At 30.3% G+C, this 20,578-nt stretch carries 18 protein-coding genes and 4 riboswitches; of the genes, 13 read left to right on the top strand and 5 right to left on the bottom strand.

Annotated features, from left to right (window positions below; genetic code table 11):
• Positions 1-50: 50 nt before the first annotated feature.
• The 3 genes from KM800_RS13860 to KM800_RS13850 all read left to right on the top strand — a co-directional run bounded on the left by KM800_RS13860 (position 51) and on the right by KM800_RS13850 (position 2,896).
• Positions 51-428, top strand: coding sequence for a phage holin family protein (locus KM800_RS13860; protein ID WP_217813616.1), 378 nt, complete (start codon positions 51-53; stop codon positions 426-428).
• Between the two features lie 171 nt (positions 429-599).
• Complete coding sequence (locus KM800_RS13855; RefSeq protein WP_217813615.1) at positions 600-1,043, top strand: bacteriohemerythrin; 444 nt, start codon at positions 600-602, stop codon at positions 1,041-1,043.
• 14 nt (positions 1,044-1,057) lie between these two features.
• Positions 1,058-2,896, top strand: a complete 1,839-nt coding sequence (locus KM800_RS13850; protein ID WP_217813614.1) for a MutS-related protein — start codon at positions 1,058-1,060, stop codon at positions 2,894-2,896.
• Between the two features lie 48 nt (positions 2,897-2,944).
• On the opposite strand, the gene rbr is transcribed toward KM800_RS13850, so the two are convergent.
• Positions 2,945-3,529, bottom strand: coding sequence for a rubrerythrin (gene rbr / locus KM800_RS13845; RefSeq protein WP_217813613.1), 585 nt, complete (start codon positions 3,527-3,529; stop codon positions 2,945-2,947).
• Between the two features lie 211 nt (positions 3,530-3,740).
• Positions 3,741-3,910: riboswitch (Lysine riboswitch) on the top strand.
• 97 nt (positions 3,911-4,007) lie between these two features.
• Here rbr and KM800_RS13840 point away from each other — a divergent pair.
• From KM800_RS13840 to nifB, 5 genes are all read left to right on the top strand, one after another.
• Entirely contained in the window at positions 4,008-5,450 is a 1,443-nt protein-coding gene (locus KM800_RS13840; protein ID WP_217813612.1) for an amino acid permease, read from the top strand.
• A 77-nt stretch (positions 5,451-5,527) separates the two neighbouring features.
• Positions 5,528-5,634, top strand: a riboswitch (SAM riboswitch).
• Between the two features lie 80 nt (positions 5,635-5,714).
• Positions 5,715-5,873, top strand: coding sequence for a YezD family protein (locus tag KM800_RS13835; protein ID WP_017751344.1), 159 nt, complete (start codon positions 5,715-5,717; stop codon positions 5,871-5,873).
• Positions 5,874-6,011: 138 nt separating this feature from the next.
• Positions 6,012-7,478 (top strand): nitrogenase component 1, encoded by a 1,467-nt coding sequence (locus tag KM800_RS13830; RefSeq protein WP_217813611.1) that lies wholly within the window; start codon positions 6,012-6,014, stop codon positions 7,476-7,478.
• A gap of 1 nt (position 7,479) precedes the next feature.
• Entirely contained in the window at positions 7,480-8,808 is a 1,329-nt protein-coding gene (locus KM800_RS13825; RefSeq protein ID WP_217813610.1) for a nitrogenase component 1, read from the top strand.
• 94 nt (positions 8,809-8,902) lie between these two features.
• On the top strand, positions 8,903-10,117 hold the full coding sequence (gene nifB / locus KM800_RS13820) for a nitrogenase cofactor biosynthesis protein NifB (protein WP_217813609.1): 1,215 nt from the start codon (positions 8,903-8,905) through the stop codon (positions 10,115-10,117).
• Positions 10,118-10,281: 164 nt separating this feature from the next.
• Here nifB and KM800_RS13815 read toward each other — a convergent pair whose 3' ends face one another.
• The 3 genes from KM800_RS13815 to KM800_RS13805 are packed head-to-tail and all read right to left on the bottom strand — an operon-like array spanning position 10,282 to position 13,039.
• Positions 10,282-11,235: a PLP-dependent cysteine synthase family protein gene (locus KM800_RS13815; RefSeq protein ID WP_217813608.1), complete on the bottom strand. Its 954-nt coding sequence runs from the start codon at positions 11,233-11,235 to the stop codon at positions 10,282-10,284.
• A gap of 30 nt (positions 11,236-11,265) precedes the next feature.
• Positions 11,266-12,405, bottom strand: coding sequence for a trans-sulfuration enzyme family protein (locus KM800_RS13810; protein WP_217813607.1), 1,140 nt, complete (start codon positions 12,403-12,405; stop codon positions 11,266-11,268).
• Position 12,406: 1 nt separating this feature from the next.
• A complete protein-coding gene (locus tag KM800_RS13805) occupies positions 12,407-13,039 on the bottom strand; it encodes a class I SAM-dependent methyltransferase (RefSeq protein ID WP_217813606.1) in 633 nt (210 codons plus the stop codon).
• A 570-nt stretch (positions 13,040-13,609) separates the two neighbouring features.
• A riboswitch (SAM riboswitch) is annotated at positions 13,610-13,720 on the top strand.
• 119 nt (positions 13,721-13,839) lie between these two features.
• On the opposite strand from KM800_RS13805, the gene KM800_RS13800 reads away from it, so the two are divergent.
• The 4 genes from KM800_RS13800 (at position 13,840) to KM800_RS13785 (ending at position 17,851) form a co-directional block, all read left to right on the top strand.
• Complete coding sequence (locus tag KM800_RS13800) at positions 13,840-13,968, top strand: DUF2292 domain-containing protein (RefSeq protein ID WP_419195473.1); 129 nt, start codon at positions 13,840-13,842, stop codon at positions 13,966-13,968.
• A 117-nt stretch (positions 13,969-14,085) separates the two neighbouring features.
• Positions 14,086-14,199, top strand: a riboswitch (SAM riboswitch).
• 278 nt (positions 14,200-14,477) lie between these two features.
• Positions 14,478-15,761 (top strand): O-acetylhomoserine aminocarboxypropyltransferase/cysteine synthase family protein, encoded by a 1,284-nt coding sequence (locus tag KM800_RS13795; RefSeq protein WP_217813604.1) that lies wholly within the window; start codon positions 14,478-14,480, stop codon positions 15,759-15,761.
• A gap of 143 nt (positions 15,762-15,904) precedes the next feature.
• Positions 15,905-17,101 carry a methionine adenosyltransferase gene (gene metK / locus KM800_RS13790; protein ID WP_217813603.1) on the top strand — a complete coding sequence of 399 codons (1,197 nt, stop codon included), beginning with the start codon at positions 15,905-15,907 and terminating at the stop codon, positions 17,099-17,101.
• Positions 17,102-17,665: 564 nt separating this feature from the next.
• Entirely contained in the window at positions 17,666-17,851 is a 186-nt protein-coding gene (locus KM800_RS13785) for a hypothetical protein (protein ID WP_217813602.1), read from the top strand.
• A 384-nt stretch (positions 17,852-18,235) separates the two neighbouring features.
• On the opposite strand, the gene KM800_RS15575 is transcribed toward KM800_RS13785, so the two are convergent.
• Positions 18,236-18,361 (bottom strand): hypothetical protein, encoded by a 126-nt coding sequence (locus KM800_RS15575; protein WP_254906568.1) that lies wholly within the window; start codon positions 18,359-18,361, stop codon positions 18,236-18,238.
• A gap of 838 nt (positions 18,362-19,199) precedes the next feature.
• Between KM800_RS15575 and KM800_RS13780 the strand changes: the two genes are divergently transcribed.
• Positions 19,200-20,495, top strand: coding sequence for a cation:dicarboxylate symporter family transporter (locus tag KM800_RS13780; protein ID WP_217813601.1), 1,296 nt, complete (start codon positions 19,200-19,202; stop codon positions 20,493-20,495).
• Positions 20,496-20,578 lie beyond the last annotated feature (83 nt).

Raw genomic sequence — 20,578 nt, 5'->3', positions numbered from 1 at the left:
CTTAGAGTTATGCTCAAGGCTATTATAACATATAGTGAGGAGTGATTAGTATGAACGATACTAATAATAATACTAATAATAATGGGCAAAAAGGATCTTCAATATCCAGATATCTTTTAAGATTAGTTTTTACTGTAATAATATTGGCTATAACATCTTTTTTAACACCAGGTTTTTCTATAGTGGGATTATGGTCATATATAATAGCAGCAGTAGTAATAAGCGTAGTTGATTATCTCATAGAAAAATTTATGGGAGTAGATGCATCTCCTTTTGGTAAGGGAATAAAAGGATTTATTGTTGCAGCCATAATATTATATTTGGCTCAATTTATAGTTCCTAATATGTCAGTAACTATAATTGGAGCTATAATAGCTGCTTTAATAATTGGAATATTAGATGCGATATTACCAAGTGCTGTTATGTAGAAAATAGTTTTAGCTATAATGAAATTTTAAGATATAACTATTAAAAGTTCATATTAAAAATAAAGACGATATTTAAATTTTATAATTTAGATATTGTCTTTATTTTTATATTGTATTATTATGATATAATTTATTTATTAAAGATTATTATAATATAAGGAGTATGATACTATGTTCGAATGGAAAGATAAATACAGTTGTGGAATAAAAAGAGTAGATGATGAACATAAAAGGTTGTTTGAGATTGGACAATCGATATATAATATGATAAAAAAGGAAGATAATCAAATGTTTTATATAGATGAAATTTTAGATTCTATTGATGAACTCAGAAAATATACTATATATCATTTTGAAGATGAGGAAAGATTGATGCAGCTATATGAATATCCTGGATATAAACAACAAAAATTAGTTCATGACAGATTTATCGAAAAAATTGAGAGTATAGATGAAAGTGATATAGAAAAAAACCCTGAAGAAGAAGTTATTAAACTTTTAGATTTTGTATACAAATGGATAAGTGAACATATATTAGGCATGGATTTAAAATTAAAAGACTATTTTGACAATTTGAGACCATCTAAGTTGGTAAAGAACACAAAAAATTTTTAGAAGAGGTTAAACAATTGAAAAATATAAAAGATATCTATACTAGAAGAAAAAATCATTATTATTCACTATTAAAAAGGCAAAATAAATATATTAAACTTGTCAGTAGATTTAGGTTAGCTATATTCTTATTAGGAGTAATTGGTACTATATATTTATATACAAGACATTATATTTATATGAGTTTAAGTTGTTTTTTTGTATTTTTAATATTATTTATAGTATTGGTAAAAATACATGAAAGATTAAATAAAAACTTAAAGTTTACTGAAAAACTTAGTAGTATAAATAAGACTTGTAGTGATAGAATAGATGGAAAGTGGAACAGATTTAAAGAAGATGGAAATGAGTTTAAAGACGAAAATCATGCATATAGCTATGATTTGGATCTATTTGGTAAAAATTCTATCTTTCAATGGATAAATACTACTGAAACTTATCTAGGAAAGAAAAAATTGTTTGAAATATTGACATCTAAACCAGATACTAAAAAGACTATAATAAAAAGACAAGAGTCTATAGATGAATTGTCAAGTAAAATAAAATTCAGACAAAGATTACAGGCAGAAGGATATTTTGCAAAAGATGATGAAAGTAAGTTGGAAAGTTTAATTAATGTTATAAAGCCTTTAGATAATAGTATTTATAGTAATGGATTTATAATTGCATTATTTAAGATATTTCCTGTTATAATAATAGGATCTCTTGTTATGACTTTCGTGTTAAAAATATTTAGCAGTTATATTGGATACAGTACAATTTTGGTATCTATATTAATACTTTTTATAGGTTCTAAAAATAGATTCAAACAGCTTGATACAGTTTTTAAACTTAAAAAAAGTATTAAGGCTTATGAAAGCATGATAAATATTATATATAACACTAATTTTAGTTCACAATATTTAAATCAAATTAAAACTGTTTTTAAAAATGACAATATTAAAAAGAAATCAAACAAAAAAAGTAATTTTAAACAGATGACTGAACTTACTAAAATAGCTAATAATATTTCAGATAGAAGAAATATGGCATATATAATTTTAAATATATTGTTTTTATGGGATTATCAATGTATGTTTGCCGTTGAAAAGTGGAGAAGAAAAAATGGTCCATATGTGTATAGTTGGATTAATGCAGCTGCTGAAATTGAAATGCTCTCTAGTCTTTCTATTATAAATTTTGATCATTCTAATTGGGCTATACCTAAAATTTATGATGAATCACTTAAAATTAGAGCTAAATCTATGGCACATCCACTTATTAGAGGAAAGGCTATAAGTAATAATTTAGATATAGACAGCAATTCTAGAGTGCTTTTAATTACAGGATCAAATATGTCAGGAAAAAGTACATTTTTGAGGACGACAGGAGTAAATTTATTGTTGGCATATTTAGGTACTCGTGTGTGTGCAGAGTATTTTAACTGCTCTATAATGAACTTATATACATGTATGAGGATAAGCGATAATTTGGAAAAAAACATTTCATCTTTTTATGGAGAGATCATTAGAATAAAATCTATAGTAGAAGCTGCTAAAAGAGGAGAAAGGATATTTTTCCTGTTAGATGAAATATTTAAAGGAACTAATTCAATAGATAGGCATACAGGTGCTAAAATACTTATAAATGAATTAAAAAGTCTAAATACATGTGGTATGGTATCTACCCATGATTTAGAATTGTGTGATATGGAAAATGAAAATAATAAGCATATCAAAAATTATTATTTTAGGGAATACTATAAAAATAATAAAATATTTTTTGACTACAAACTTCAAAAGGGAATATCAAAAACTAGGAATGCACTGTATCTAATGAAAATGGCAGGTATAGACATTCCAGATACAGAATATTAAAAAGCCGGGTGAAAATAATTTCCCCGACTTTTTAATAATAGTTTTTTATTAGAAGTTGTCTGCAAGCAATTCAAAATATGCTTGAGGATGAGCACAGGCAGGACAAGCTTTAGGTGCACAAGTGCCTTCATATATATATCCACAATTACTGCATTTCCATTTATATACTTTGTCTTTGGTAAATACTTTACCATCCTCTATATTTTTAAGAAGAGCTTTATATCTTTCTTCATGATGTTTTTCAACTTCAGCAATCTTTCTATATACTGTAGCTATAACAGGAAATCCTTCTTGATCAGCAACTTTGGCAAATTCAGGATATAATTGAGTCCATTCTTCATTTTCACCATCTGCAGCTGCTTTTAAGTTTAATTTGGTGTCTCCAAGAGCTACAGGGTAAGAAGCATTTATTTCTACTGCTTCACCACATAAATCTTCATTTGCAAATTTAAAAAATCTTTTTGCATGTTCCTTTTCATTTTCAGCAGTTTCTAAAAATATATTAGCTATTTGAACATATCCTTCCTTTTTTGCTTGAGAAGCATAAAAAGTGTATCTATTTCTAGCTTGTGACTCCCCAGCAAAAGATTTCATTAAGTTTTCTGCAGTTTTTGTACCTTTTAAAGATCCCATAAAATACCTCCTAAAAATATTTTGTTAATTTATATTACTAACTAATACTTTATATTCAATAAAAATTTGATTATTCCTTCTTAAATTTAAAAAAAGTTGAAATAAAGATTGAAATAAAGATTGAAAAAAGAGTTTTAATGATAAAAATTGTATTTGATTAAAATATATTGACTAATGCCATCTTATAGTTCATAATGTATACGTAATTATATAATTGGATAGAGGTGCAATATTTATAAGTAAATAGGTGGAGGTGAGCACTATGAAACCGTTTGAAAGGAGATATTGCCGAAATTTATAGTAAGGCTGCGCTGCTGTAAGTTGGTTTTATATACAATATATATAAAACTGTCACATAAAATGTGGGGAGCTATCAAATGTTGTAAGTAATTATATTATACTTTATGCGCCTCAAGAGTTATACTTGAGGTATTTTTTATTTTGTCTTAAAATATTAAGGAATATTAGGAGTGGTTAGATGCAAAATACTTTGGAAGAATCAGATAATAATTCACACAAGCTGAAAAGAGGGCTTAAACCCAGACATATGAATATGATTGCCCTTGGAGGTTCTATTGGTACAGGCATATTTTTGGCTTTAGGAGATACTATAAAACAGGCCGGTCCTGGTGGAGCAATAGTGGCTTATTGTTGCATAGGAATAATGGTCTATTTTTTAATGACAAGTCTTGGAGAAATGGCAACTTTTATGCCTGATTCAGGATCTTTTGGAACTTATGCAACTAAATTTGTTGATCCGGCTTTAGGTTTTGCTCTAGGGTGGAACTATTGGTATAATTGGGCTATTACGGTAGCTGCAGAAATGGTAGCAGGAGCATTAATAATGAAATTTTGGTTTCCTTTTGTTCCATCAGTAATATGGAGTGTTTTATTTTTATTACTTATAGTAATATTAAATTTATTGTCTGCAAGGGCTTATGGTGAGTCTGAATTTTGGTTTGCAGGAATTAAAGTAGCTACTGTTATAGTATTTTTGGTAACAGGAGTTGCGATGATAGTTGGGATTTTTAATGGAAATCCTATAGGACTTAAAAATTTTACTATTGGTGAAGCACCTTTTGTAGGAGGTCCTAAATCCATATTTTTAGTATTTTTGATTGCAGGGTTTTCATTTCAGGGTACAGAACTTATTGGTATTGCTGCAGGAGAAAGTGAAAATCCAGAGAAAACCATACCTAAGGCAATAAATACTATATTTTGGAGAATAATACTATTTTATCTTGGAACCATAATTGTAGTTGGTGCATTAATTCCCTATACTATGGCAGGAGTTCAAACCAGTCCGTTTACTATGATATTTCAAAAAGCAGGAGTAGCTGGAGCAGCTTCACTTATGAATGCAGTAATATTGACTTCTGTATTATCTTGTGGTAATTCAGGGTTATATGCTTCTACAAGAATGCTGTATTCTATGGCAAATGATAAAAAAGCTCCTGGAATTTTTGGAAAAGTTAACTCAAAAGGTGTTCCTGTAAATGCAGTTATACTAACTACAGTAGTAGCTTCTGCTTGCTTTTTAACAGGACTTTATGCAGAAGATTCTGTTTATGTGTGGCTTGTAGCAGCCTCTGGACTTTCAGGATTTATAGCATGGCTTGGAATAGCAATATGCCATTATAGGTTTAGAAAAGCATGTGTAGCTCAGCAAAAAGATGTTAGCATTCTCAAATATAAGGCAAAATTATTTCCACTAGGACCTATAATTGCATTTTTACTTTGTACAGTTGTAATATTGGGACAGGGTATTACATATTTTCAACAGGCAAAAATAGACTGGGGAGGAGTAATATCTTCTTATATAGGACTTCCTATATTTTTGTTATTATTTATAATATATAAGAAAAAATTCAAGACAAAAATAATTAAATTAAGTGATGTAGATTTTAAAAAAATCATGTAGAATTATATAAAAGATAGTAATGATATATTGACAACTTAAAATTTATTGATTATAATATAAATTATAAAATTATATTAGTCTTATCAAGAGAGGTGGAGGGAATGGCCCTGTGATGCCCGGCAACCTGAATGAAATTTTAATTCAAGGTGCTAATTCCTACAGGAATATACCTGGAAGATGAGAGAATAGAAAATCACCTTCTTTGCATCTATCAGCAGGAAGGTTTTGTTTTTTGAATCCTTATCTATGAAATGAGGAGTGATAATGGTGGATAAGAAAAAATTATCTACTGGTATTTCGCAAAAAGACTTAAATAGGTTACTGGAAATGCTTAAAGTAATGAAGTATGGTTCAATAACCTTAGTTGTTCAAGATGGTAGAGTAATACAGATAGAGAAAAATGAAAAAGTTAGATTGGTGTAAATATATAATATTATTATATTAGTTGACCAGATAAACTGGAGACTAAGCAAGTCATTGTTATTGTGACTTATGCTTAGTCTTTTTTTATTTTGCTTATCAAAGGTAAATTGTAAATTGAGTATTAAGGAGGTAATTATTTTGAGTATTAATATAAAATCACCAGAGGTAAAAATCAGAGAAAATAGACTTGGTTCAATTACTGGATTTTCAGGAAGTGCATCTGAATTATGTGAAATGTCTAAAGGAAAAAGGTTGTGTGATAGGAAGCATTCTTTCAGTCAATGTCTTGGATGTAGCTCAGGACAGGCACTGTGTCAGTTGGTTATGATACAGGATGTAGTTGTAATAAATCATGCACCACTTGGATGTTCAGCAGATTTTTCAGATTTTAATTTTACAAACAGAGTTGGACAGAGAAAGAGAAATTTGAGACCTAAAAATGCTAGATTATTAAGTACGAATTTGGATGAAAAAGACACTATATACGGTGGAGGTGAAAAACTAAAAGCCACAATAAATGAGGCTTTTGAAAGATTTAATCCTAAAGCAATTTTTGTAACAGCTTCTTGTGCATCGGGTATAATAGGCGATGATATAGATACAATAGCCCAAGAAGCAGAAAAAAGGATTAAGATACCAATAGTATATATTCCTTGTGAAGGTTTCAAATCAAAAATATGGACAACTGGCTTTGATGCGGCTTATCACGGAATAGTTAGAAAGATAATAAAGCCGCCTGTTAAAAAAAGAAAAGATTTAGTAAATGTAATTAATTTCTGGGGAAGTGATATTTTTACTGATCTTTTTGGAAGAATAGGATTAAAACCAAATTACATTGTTCCTTTTTCTACAATAGAGCAGCTTCAAAAGATATCTGAAGCTGCAGCTACCGTTCAAATATGTCCTACTCTTGGCACCTATTTGGCAGCTGCTTTGGAACAGGAATATGGAGTACCTGAAGTAAAAGCTCCACCTGCATATGGAATAAAGGGAACAGATGAGTGGTTTAGAGAACTGGGTAGAATAACTGATAAAGAAACTGAAGTTGAAGAACTGCTTAAATCTGAAAAAGAAAGAATATATCCAGAACTTGAAAAATTGAGAAAAAAATTAAAAGGGAAAAGAGCATATGTAACAGCTGGAGCAGCTCATGGGCATAGTTTAATAGCACTTTTAGAAGATTTGGGATTGGAAGTTGTGGGTGCCTCAATATTTCATCATGATCCTTGCTATGATAATAGATCAGAATCAGGCAAAAGTTTGGATCATGCAGTTAAAACATATGGGGATATTAAAAATTTCAGTGTATGTGATAAACAGGCTTATGAACTTGTTAATTCACTTAACAGATTGAAACCGGATATTTTTATTGCACGTCATGGTGGTATGTCTATATGGGGTGCAAAACTTGGAATACCTACATTTTTAATGGGAGATGAACACTTTGGATTAGGATATCAAGGATTGATAAACTATGGAAATAAGGTTTTGGATGTACTTGAAACTCCAGAGTTTGTAAAGAATATTTCAGCTCATGCCAAATTCCCATATACTGATTGGTGGTTTAAACAGAGACCAGATACTTTTTTAAAGGAGGGAAAGTAATATGCTGAAAATAATAGAGCAACCCAGACATTACTGCACTCTTGGATCTCAGCAATCTGTAATTGCCATAAAAGGTGCAATGCCAATACTTCATTCTGGACCAGGATGTGGTGTGAAATTATTCAGAGGACTTAGCACTGATTCAGGATATCAGGGAACAGGATATTCAGGAGGCGGCGTGATTCCGTGTACAAATTCTACTGAAAAGGAAGTAGTATTTGGTGGTAGAAAGAGATTGAAAGAAGTTATTGATGGAACACTTAAAGTTTTAAAGGGAGATCTATTTGTAGTATTAACAGGCTGCACATCTGACATAGTTGGAGATGATATAGGGCAGATAGTTGGAGAATATAAAAAAAATGGAATACCAATAGTTTTTGCAGAAACAGGAGGATTTAAAGGTACTAATTTTAAGGGACATGAATTGGTATTGAAAGCTATTATAGATCAGTTTATTGGAGACAGAAAGCCAAAGGTGAAAAAAAATTTGGTGAATGTTTTTGCTTCAGTACCGTTTCAAGATAGCTTCTGGGCGGGAAATTTAAGTATAATAAAGCATTTGTTAGAAGGAATAGGCCTGGAAGTTAATATATTATTTGGACCTGAGTCTGGCGGAGTAGAAGAGTTGCAAACAATACCTGATGCTGAATTTAACATAGTGGTCTCACCATGGGTTGGAGTGGAAACGGCAAAATTATTAAAACAGAAATATGGAACTCCATATTTGCACTATGCTGTTCCTCCTATAGGTGCTAAGGAAACAAGTGAATTTTTAAGATCAGTTAAAGAATTCGCAAACCTGGACAACGATATAGTAGAAAATTATATTAAGAAAGAAGAAGATAAATTCTATTATTATTTAGAAAGAGCTGCAGATTTCTTTTTGGAATTTAGATATAGTATACCAGACAGGTTTTTTAATATAACAGATTCATTTTATGCTCTTGGAATTAGTCAATTTCTATTGAATGAACTTGGAATTGTTCCTGGAGAGCAGTATATAACAGATGATGTTCCAAAAAAATATCAGGATTATATAATAGAAAAGTTTAATAACTTATCAGATACTAGAGATTTTAAAGTGTTTTTCGAAGTTGATTCCGGAAAGATCCATCAGAGATTAAGAGCATACGATATTGGCACCCATATACCTTTAATATTAGGAAGTTCATGGGATAGAGACATAGCCGATGAGGTTAATGGATTTAAAATCAATATATCTATACCAATCATGCATAGATTGGTATTAAATGGAGGATACTTGGGATATAACGGAGGCATGAGACTTATTGAGGATATATATGGAAATATATTAGAAACTTACAAATAAAATTAACTATTAGTTGATCAGAAATCTGAAGGCTAAGGTAAATTTATTTAATTTACCTTGGCCTTTTTTATATATGGAAGGAGAAAATAAGATTATGAGTATAGATATTGCAAGTCCAATAAAAAGTATAGAGGAGAGAACATTAAGTCATCCATGCTACAATTGTATTGCACATAAATATGCAAGAATGCATATACCAGTAGCACCTAAATGTAATGTTAGCTGTAATTTCTGCAGCAGAAAATACGATTGTGTAAATGAAAGTAGACCAGGAGTTACCAGTCAGATTTTAACACCTGAAGAAGCCAGGGATAAATTTAATATAGTAAAAGAAAAAGTAAAGAATTTAACTGTAGTTGGCATAGCAGGACCTGGAGATCCACTTGCCAATTTTGAAGAAGTTAAAAAGTCTGTAGAATTAATAAAAGAAGAATCTCCTGATATTACTTTTTGTTTATCTACTAATGGCTTGATGCTTCCTTTTTATGCTGATGAAATAGTGAAATTGGGAATAAGTCATGTTACTATAACTATAAATGCAGTAGATCCTAAAATAGGAGGTAGAGTTTATAAATTTATCAATTACTTAGGAAAAAAATTTTCAGGTGAAGAAGCTGGAAATATAATATTAAATAATCAACTGTCTGGACTAAGATATATTTCGCAAAAAGGGATTATATCTAAAGTAAACATTGTAATGATAAAAGATATTAATGATACACATGTTCCTGAAATAGTTAAAAAGGTAAAAGAGTGTGGTGCGTATATGACTAATATAATACCTCTTATTCCAATTCCAGGTACAGTATTTGAAAATTTGCCTGCTACAGATGAAAAAGAATTAAATAACATGAGAAAAAAGTGCCAGCTGGATTTAAAACAAATGTTTCATTGTAAGCAATGTAGGGCAGATGCCATAGGAACTTTAGAAAATGATATATCTAAGAACTTTAGAAGCAATAAAAATAATTATAGAATTGCAGTTTCAAGTAAAACAGGAGTGAATATAGATCAACATTTTGGACATGCATCAGAATTTTATATATATGATGTAATAAATGGACAGATCAAATTTAAAGAAAAGAGAAGTGTAAGTAAATACTGTAATGGTATAGAAGACTGTGAAAAACAAGAAGATAAAATATTGGACATTATAAAGACTATAGAGGATTGTAATGCAGTTCTAGTACTGAGAGCAGGCTTTGAGCCTGCAAATAGGTTAAAGAAAAGTGGTATACGAATATTTCAGATGTATGATGAAATAAATAGTGGAATAGAAAAGGCTGTAAAATTGCTGGAAAACAACTAAAAAAATAACTAGAAAGATACTGACCATGGATTTGCTTCTTGTACAAGTCCATGGTCAGTACTGATTTATCCAAATATAAAAAATATAACTGAAAATCAAAATTTTCAGTTATATAAAATTAAAACCAATATATTTTATACTAATCTGTTTATATAATCATTCTATTAAACGTTTCTAGATAAAGGCTTATTTTCATTTTCAGATATCTGTGAGTAAAGATTCTTGCTGAAATATCTATCTCCTCTATCCGGGAAAACAGTTACTATATTTCCACTATCTATAGTGTCAGCTAATTTCAATGCTGCTGCTAATGCTGCACCAGAGGAGGAACCGACTATGAGACCTTCTCTCTTAGCTAATTCCCGTACCATAATAAAAGCCTCATCATCATTTACCTTTATAACTTTATCTACCAGATTCATATTCATGGTATCAGGTACAAAATCATTTCCTATACCTTCAATTGCATATTTTTCTTCAGTTCCACCTCCTAAAGTGGAACCTTCTGGATCAGCTAAAATAGCCTTTATAGTATTATTTTGTTCCTTTAGATACTTTACTATGCCGGTAAATGTGCCTCCACTACCAGCACCGGCTACAAAATAATCTATTTTACCATCTAATTGTTTATATATTTCAGGACCTGTTGTAAGATAGTGTGCCTTAGGATTGTCATTATTTTGAAATTGACCTAAAGATATAGAATTTGGTATTTTCCCTAGGAGTTCCTGGGCTTTTTCTATGGCTCCTCTCATTCCTTTTTTTTCTGGCGTATGCACTATTTCTGCACCAAGAGCTTTTATAAGCACTTGTTTTTCTATAGAAAATTTTTCCGGAACTGCAAATATAACTTTGTAACCTTTATTTAGTGCTCCGAGTGCAATTCCAAGGCCCGTGTTTCCTGCGGTAGCTTCTACTATGGTATAACCATTTTTTAATCTGTTACTTTTTTCTGCCTGGTCTATCATATATGATCCAATTCTATCTTTTACACTTCCTCCAGGGTTAAAATTTTCAAGTTTTGCATATATATTAACCCCTGATTTTAATTTAAATCTACTTATTTTTAATACCGGAGTATTTCCTATCATCTCTTTTATATCATTAAAAACATCCATAAAAGTAGTCTCCCCTTAATTTTTATAATATTATAATAGTTTAATTGCAGACGTTAAATCTTCTAACAAGTCTCCTTTATTTTCTATTCCAACTGATAATCTAGCTAGATTATCTACTATTCCAACCTTCTGTCTTATTTCATATGGTATAGCAGCATGAGTCATACTAGCAGGATGGCACATTAATGATTCTACCCCACCAAGACTTTCACCAAATGTTATAAGTTTTAATTTTTTGAAAAAATCATTTATATTGATAGTGTCTTTTAATACAAATGAAATTATTGCACCATATCCTTTTGCCTGTTTCTTTTGTATATCATGTCCTATATGACTTTCAAGTCCTGGATAATATACTTTCTCTACAAATGGATTTTCATTTAAAAATTTTGCTATATATTGGGCATTTTCTTCATGTCTGTCCATTCTAACAGATAAAGTTTTGATTCCTCGTATTAAAAGCCAGCTGTCGAATGGATTTAATATTCCACCTGTGGAATTCTGTATAAAGTGAAGTCTTTCTGATAAATCTTCATTATTTACTACAACAAGTCCTGCCACTAGATCACTGTGTCCTCCTAAATATTTAGTGGCACTGTGAATTACTATATCTGCACCAAGTTCTATAGGCCTTTGAAGATAAGGAGTCATGAAAGTATTGTCTACAATTGTAAGAAGTTTATTTTTTCTGGCAATCTCGGATACTTTTTTTATATCGGTTATTGTCATGAGGGGATTGGTTGGTGTTTCAATATATATTGCTTTTACATCATCTGTAATACTATCCTCCACACTTTTTATATTGCTAGTATCAACTAATTCAAAATTTAAATTAAAATTTTTAAATATTTTGGCCAGTACTCTATAAGTTCCACCATAAACATTATCTGACAGTATTATTTTATCTCCACTTTTAAATAATGTTAGTACTGCTGTTATAGCTGCCATACCTGATGCAAAGGCAAGACCACTGTATCCAGCTTCAATATCTGATATTAATTTTTCCAATGCTTCTCTAGTTGGATTTCCAGTTCTTGAGTATTCATAACCATTATTTTCTCCCAAACCATTTTGTCTATAGGTAGATGTTTGATATATGGGTACGCTAACTGCTCCTGTCTGTTTATCTCCATCTATTCCTCCGTGTATTAACAATGATTCAATATTCATTTTATATCTCCTTTCGTATACCTCTTGTCATAAATATTCCTGTTTCTGTATATTCTCCCTTACTTGAATATCCTTTGCATTTTAATCCAGTACTTTTTATGATTATGTCTGAAAATCCAGCTTTTTTTGCCCAGCTATTTATTTGTTCATTGGAGAAACCGAGCCATTCATCATGCATTTCAATTTTTGCCCACTCTCCATTGTGTTGTTCAACATCACATATAACAAAAGTACCATTCTTTTTTAAAACTCTGTAGAGTTCTTTAAAAGCACCTTCTGCATCTACTACATGGTGAAGTGCCATATTTATGAATAGAGCATCTATTGATTCATCAAAAAGTGGTAGATTTGATATAGATCCTTTTATTGGATATATATTTTTAATCTCTCTATTGACAGCAGAATCGTGGAGCTGTCTCAACATGTTCTTTGAATTATCTATAGAGAATACAAGCTTTGCATCTGTAGAAAGTGCAAGGGAAATGAATCCAGTACCGCATCCTAAATCGGCACAAATTTTATCTTTTATATCAAACTGTGAAAGAGCTATATATTTTAACTTATCTTCAAAATACTCTTCTCGTATTACATTCCATTTATCTGCAATTGAATCAAAATATCCTATAGAATTCATAACTATTCCTCCTAATTTAAATGATTTTAAACTTTAATAATAAAAATGGTCCTTAGATTCCGGATTCCAAAAACCAAAAAACCTTCTGCCTCAATTCAGAGGCAGAAGGTTACTTCCGCGGTTCCACTCTGTTTACAATATATAACATGATAATATGAAATTAATTAACATGAATATATTAAAACTCTTATTTTGGTACAATCATACCTCAATGCTTTAACGGGCATACCCGCTGAAGTCTACTAAACTTCAATTCAGTACTCAAGGATGCACTTCAATCAGTATTGACTAAGATATCCTTTCACCCAAGGGAAATCCTCGCTTGTAGTCAAATGCTAATTTACTCTTCCTGTCATCGCAATAATTAATATTTACTGTAATTAATTAATATTCATAATACTATAAAAAAATCATTTAATCAAGCATAATTTAATAATTTTTTTATTTAATAGTAAACACTTAATTTATAATATTCCTATGAAAAAAATATGTGAAGATAAAATATTTTAAAATTTTTTATTGACAAATAAATTCAAAAACAGTATAGTGATTATAAATTAAATACGGAAAATCTTATCAAGAGAGGTAGAGGGACTGGCCCAATGATGCCCGGCAACCTGAATATATGTTTATTGTATTCAATGGTGCCAATTCCAGCAGTTGAAATCTGAGAGATGAGAAAAAGTTTAAACCTTTTTGTACTCGTCTACATAAAGGTTTTTATATTTCTTTAAATATGTAAAATTGGAATAATAAGGGGGATCATGAAATTGGAAGACAAAAAAAACTTACGCTCTAGTATTTTAAAAAAAAATGTCAGTGAATTGCTTGCTATACTCGGGGAAATAAAATATGGTTCTATAACTATGGTAATTCAAGATGGAAAATTAGTTCAGATAGAAACAAAGGAAAAAATCAGATTAGTATAAATTTTAAAAATTATAGATATTAATATACAATATACTGATAATTAAAAATATTATAAAAATTATATTGACATAATAAATAAAAGGTTGTATAGTGTAATCATAAATTAAATATGAAAGTTCTTATCGAGAGAGGCAGAGGGACTGGCCCAATGATGCCCGGCAACCTGAATATATGTTTATTGTATTCAACGGTGCCAATTCCAGCAGGTAATAAAACCTGGTAGATGAGAGACAATAGGATATTGCTTCCTACAGTTTCTCTGTAGGAAGTTTTTTATATTTCTTTAATAAATTATAAGCTTAATTATTTTATAAATTGAGGAAGGAGAATTATATATGTCAGAATACATAAAATGTTGCCAAAAATGCATATTTTAAAGTTGTTACGTCAAATGAAGATTGGATGTGATTGTGATGAAAACAGTATTTAAAAGTTGTTAAGTGCTTATTATATAAAGTAATTTAAATTAGGTCATATAAATATTAATTAAATGAAGGAGAGATTAATCATGAGTGAAGAGAGAAAATTGTCATTTGAAACATTACAGGTACATGCAGGACAGGTTCCTGATCCGGTAACAGGAGCAAGAGCAGTTCCAATATACCAGACTACTTCTTATGTTTTTAAGGATGCAGATGAGGCAGCTGACTTTTTCCAATTAAAGAGACCAGGAAATGTATATGGAAGAATAATGAACCCCACTGAAGATGTTTTTGAAAAAAGAGTTGCAGAACTTGAAGGGGGAGTTGCAGGACTGGCTACTGCTTCAGGACTTGCAGCAATATTTTATTCAATACTCAATGTGGCAAGTGCAGGAGACAATATAGTATCGGTAAGTACTCTTTACGGTGGAACATATGAATTGTTTTCAGTAACACTGAAAAAATTAGGTATAAGTGTAACTTTTGTAGATCCAGATGATCCTGAAAATATAAGAAAGGCTATAACTGACAAAACAAAAGCAGTGTATGCTGAAACAATAGGAAATCCAAAAATAAATGTACTTGACATAGAAAAAGTAGCAAATATTGCACACGAAAACAAAATACCTCTCATAATAGATAATACTTTTGGAACTCCATATTTGGTAAGACCAATAGAATATGGTGCAGATGTAGTTGTACACTCTGCAACTAAGTTTATAGGTGGACATGGAACAACGCTCGGTGGAATTATAGTAGACGGTGGAAAGTTTGATTGGGCAGGAAGTGGTAAATTTCCCGATTTTACAACACCTGATAAAAGTTACGGCGGACTTGTATATGCAGACCTTGCGCCGACTTCATTTGCAGCAAAGGCAAGAGTTCAACTTTTGAGAAATACCGGGGCAACTCTCAGTCCACAAAGTGCATTTTATTTCTTGCAGGGACTGGAATCACTGTCACTTAGGGTTGAGAGACATGTAGAAAATGCAAGAAAGGTAGTTGAATTTTTAAGTAAACATCCTAAGGTTTCATGGGTAAACTATCCTGAATTAGAATCAAGCCCATATAGAGAACTGTCAAAAAAATATTTACCAAAGGGAGCAGGTTCAATATTTACTTTTGGAATAAAAGGCGGACTTGAAGCTGGAAAGAAATTTATAAACAGTGTTAAACTATTTTCTTTGCTTGCAAATGTGGCAGATGCAAAGTCTCTTGTAATACATCCGGCAAGTACTACACATGCAGAACTTACACCTGAAGAACAAAAAGAGGCGGGAGTAACTCCTGATCTTATAAGGCTTTCCATAGGTATAGAGAATATTGATGACATTATATACGATTTGGATCAGGCTCTTGCAAAAATTTGACAATATTAAATATGCCAGTTTCATTAAATAAAAGCTGTTAGATAGGGGATAGGGGTATTAAAATAAACTTCCTGTGATTTGATTTTATACAGGAAGTTTATTAACAAAATCTGTTTAATAAGTATGAAAAGGAGATGGATAAAATGAGTAAGTTATTCACATCAGAATCAGTTACAGAGGGACATCCTGACAAGATTTGTGACCAGATATCAGATGCAGTACTGGATGCTATTCTTGAACAGGATAAAAATGGCAGGGTGGCATGTGAGACAGTTGTAAATACGGGACTTGTACTTTTGGTAGGGGAGATATCAACTAAAGCTTATGTAGATATACCAAAAATAGTGAGAAAAACAATAAGCGATATAGGATATAATCATTCAAGATTTGGTTTTGATGCATCCAATTGTGCAGTAATAACATCAATAGATGAACAGTCTTCAGATATTGCACTAGGAGTTGATGAATCACTTGAATCCAAAACAGGCGAAAAGGACAATATTGAAGCAATAGGAGCAGGAGATCAAGGAATGGTATTTGGATTTGCAACCAATGAAACAGAAGAATATCTGCCGCTACCAATAGCTCTGGCACATAAACTTTCAAGAAAACTTGCAGAAGTAAGAAAAAATGGATCTATACCGTATCTTGGACCGGACGGAAAGACTCAGGTAACAGTAGAATATGAAGAAAATAAACCCGTAAGAGTAGATACTGTACTTATATCTTCACAGCATGAAGATGGAATAAGCCATGATAAAATTGAAAAGGACATAATAGATAAAGTTATTAAGGCAACATTACCCGAAAAATTTATAAATTCTGATACAAAGTATATTGTCAATCCAACGGGAAGATTTGTAAAAGGAGGACCTGAAGCTGATTCGGGACTTACAGGAAGAAAAATAATAGTCGACACTTATGGGGGATATGGCAGACATGGAGGAGGAGCATTTTCAGGGAAAGATCCAACTAAGGTTGACAGATCAGGAGCCTATGCAGCAAGATGGGTGGCAAAGAATTTAGTAGCAGCAGGAATAGCAGATAAAATTGAAGTTGAAATAGCATATGCAATAGGAGTAGCAAGACCAGTATCCATAAGTATAGATACTTTTGGCACAAGCAAGACAAGTGATGAAAAAATAGTAGAAACCATAAACAAGATATTTGATTTGAGACCGGCTGCAATTATAAGGGATCTTGATTTGAGAAGACCCATATATAAGAGTACTGCCGCATATGGACACTTTGGAAGAACTGACATAGATCTTCCTTGGGAGAAGCTTGACAAAGTTGATGAAATTAAAAAAGAATTGAGCAGTGATATTATATATTCTTGATTGAAAATTTTAAAAAAGAAATGGAAACAAGCTTAACCTAAAATAATCTTGATTCCATTTCAAATAAAAAACTCAACCTCTGGTATATCCAGTCAGTTACTTCTAGTATATCTAGTTGTTATTACACTGCCTCTAGTATGTCTAGTCAGCAATATAAATAGATTATATAACAACAAACTGCAGTATTGTCCATAATATATAATTACAAACTATACTGCAGTAATATGTTTTTAAATATTTAACATAGTATTTGATATATACATATAACAACAGCAATTTTGTAATTCAGGGATGATTATGTTATTTTTTGAGTAAAGTACTATAGTTATTCTTTTCATTTTAACATCCCTCCATTAAATAATGTTATATATAATTTATATACATTAAAGAGACTAAATTTTATATACTAATAAAATTTAGTCTCTAGTTTCTCTAGTCAACTATTATATACCTACATGATAGTTGAAATTAATCAGAATGTCAATATTAAAATTTTATAGTGATTTGCTTATTTGATTGGACTTTATAAAATTTACACATAAATTATAATAAAGGAGAAAGAATATGCCAGGCTTTTTAGAAAAAGATAACTTAATTAGAAAGCAGCTAGAACAATATTTGAAGTATTTTGAGAATAAAAGTATAAGTATAAATATAGAAAGTAAATCAACTAAATTGTTGTTTTATGATAAAGCTGTATTCTATAAAAAACGATATAGGTATTATAATAGATTCAATTCAAAAAGATAATAAATTTGAATTGAAATTAGATTACGTAAAAAGATGTACTAAGGATGTCTGCGGAGGATTACAGTATGTACTAATAATATTATATGATAATACATATATACAAATTTATAATAGGTGAGTATATTGGATGATTGAAGATTTCTGGCTATGTTTTATGAAGTTATTCATTTCTGAAATTTAATTGACATAATGTTTAATTGTTATATGATTGGTTCACAATTGAATAACTTATCAAGAGAGACAGAGATTCTTATTAATGAAGTTTGCTATTGTAGTATTTTGTTAAATTAAAAGGCAAAGCACCTAGAGGTAAGTGCCTTGCCTTTACTGAATAAAGAAATTGAGGGATTTCTTTATTGAATAATTAAAAAATCATCTATGTTATTAGCAACAACAGCAAACTGGAGTATTGTTCATACATATTACAGCAGTACAACCGCATTCCATCATGTTCATCATACAATCACAGCATTTTTGTATCATTGCAACAGCAGTTTCATCCTTAGTCATACATATCATTTTCATTCCATGATTATTTGATTTCTCCTTAAGTACAAGTTACCTCTAGCATATCTAGTTAATGTAATATTATACTTTTATGTTATTTATTCATAGATTAAAATATAATTACCTCTGGTATATCCAGTAGGCTATCTCTAGTTTCTCTAGTTGATAATATCATACTTTTTATATAGTTAAGCCTCTAGTTTTTCTAGTCAGCCGTTTTAATTCAAATATAAAAAACTGAAGCAACATTTATATTCATAAAAAATATAAATATTACTACAGTTAAATGACAAATTTACAACAACACATACAACAACTACAATCATTTTTTTTGTTCATATACATTTTTTCTGCTAACATATACTTACACCTCCATACAAAATAATTATAGCTTAATTTTTTATATTTCCATTATATGTAATTTTTAAATTCATGTCAAGTAGAGGATTTAAAGAAATCCTCTACTATATGTAATATGTATATTGATGATACTTTATTTTTGATTTAATAGATGAATATCTCAAATTAAAAATGAATAAATATGTTTAATTCTATTTAATGATTTATCAGAAAATTATGTATTAACAATAATTTGATTAAATATATGAACACCAAAAAATATATTTATAATTTTTAGTAGTATTTTGTAGTTTTCAATAGTTTAAATAGTAATATTAGATTGTATGGTTTCTAAATATAGCTATTTGAATAAATGATTTGAAAAACTTTCAAAATATAAGCAGACGGCAAAATTAAAAATCCATACTACAATGCAATGATGGAATGAAATTATTTCAATATGCAATTTTAAATTTTTATATAGAATAGAGGGAGATGTAATATGAAAAAAATTAAATTTGGATTGGCAACTAAAATTATAATTGGACTAGTACTTGGTATTATAGTTGGAGCAGTATTTTATGGAAATCCTAATGTATCTACATATCTTCAGCCTATAGGAGATATATTTCTAAGACTTATAAAGATGATAGTAATTCCAATAGTTTTTTCATGTCTTGTGGTAGGTGTAGCTGGAGTTGGAGATATGAAACAGCTTGGAAAATTAGGAGTGAAATCAATAGTATATTTTGAGATAATGAGTACAATTGCAATAATAGTTGGTTTATTAATAGCAAATATATTTCATCCAGGTACAGGCATAAATATGAATGGACTTTCTAAATCAAATATAAGTGGTTTTGTAAATACTGCAAAGACAGTATCACATCATGGATTTAAAGATACTATTGTTGGAATAGTTCCAGACAATTTATTTACTTCACTTAGTAATGGAGACATGCTTCCAATAATATTTTTTGCAGTAATATTCGGACTTGGAGTTGCTGCAATAGGAGAGAAAGGTAAACCTATACTCAAATTAGCAGAAGGAATTTCAGAAGCTATGTTCTGGGTAACGAATCAAATAATGAAAACTGCACCTATTGGTGTTTTTGCACTTATTGGAGTAACTGTATCTAAATTTGGATTACAATCCTTAATTCCACTTGGAAAATTAGTCATAACAGTCTATGGAAGCATGATCTTATTTGTTATTATAATTATGGGAATAGTTGCAAAGTTATTTGGAAATAATATAATTCATATAATTAAAGTGTTAAAAGATGAACTCATATTGGCATATACTACATCCAGTTCAGAAACTGTTTTGCCTAGAATTATGACTAAAATGGAGAAATATGGATGCCCATCCTCTATAGCATCTTTTGTAGTTCCTACAGGATATTCGTTTAATTTAGATGGATCTACACTATATGAAGCAATTGCTGCTTTGTTTATAGCACAAATGTATGGAATACATCTATCTTTGTTTGCACAGATAAATCTTGTAATAGTACTTATGATAACCTCAAAGGGGATAGCAGGAGTTCCCGGAGTATCTTTTGTAGTACTTTTAGCCACATTAGGAAGTGTTGGCATTCCAGTAGAAGGATTGGCATTTATAGCTGGCATCGATCGTATTTTAGATATGGCTAGAACTGCAGTAAACGTAGTTGGAAATTCTTTGGCTGTTGTAGTTGTTTCTAAATGGGAAGGAATTTATGATGATGAAAAAGGACGCAAATATTTAAAATTTTTATCTGAACAAAAAACTGAGTATGTAGTTGGTCAAGAATAATAGATTTAAATATTACTAGCTTGTTGAATAATTAAATATGTAATTTATGATTTAAAATTTATGCGATAGCATTGGAATTTTTA

It is taken from the genome of Clostridium tyrobutyricum (assembly GCF_019144085.1).
In the GTDB taxonomy this organism is placed as follows: Bacteria; Bacillota; Clostridia; order Clostridiales; family Clostridiaceae; genus Clostridium_B; species Clostridium_B tyrobutyricum_A.
This window is presented reverse-complemented; position numbering and strand designations above follow the sequence as displayed.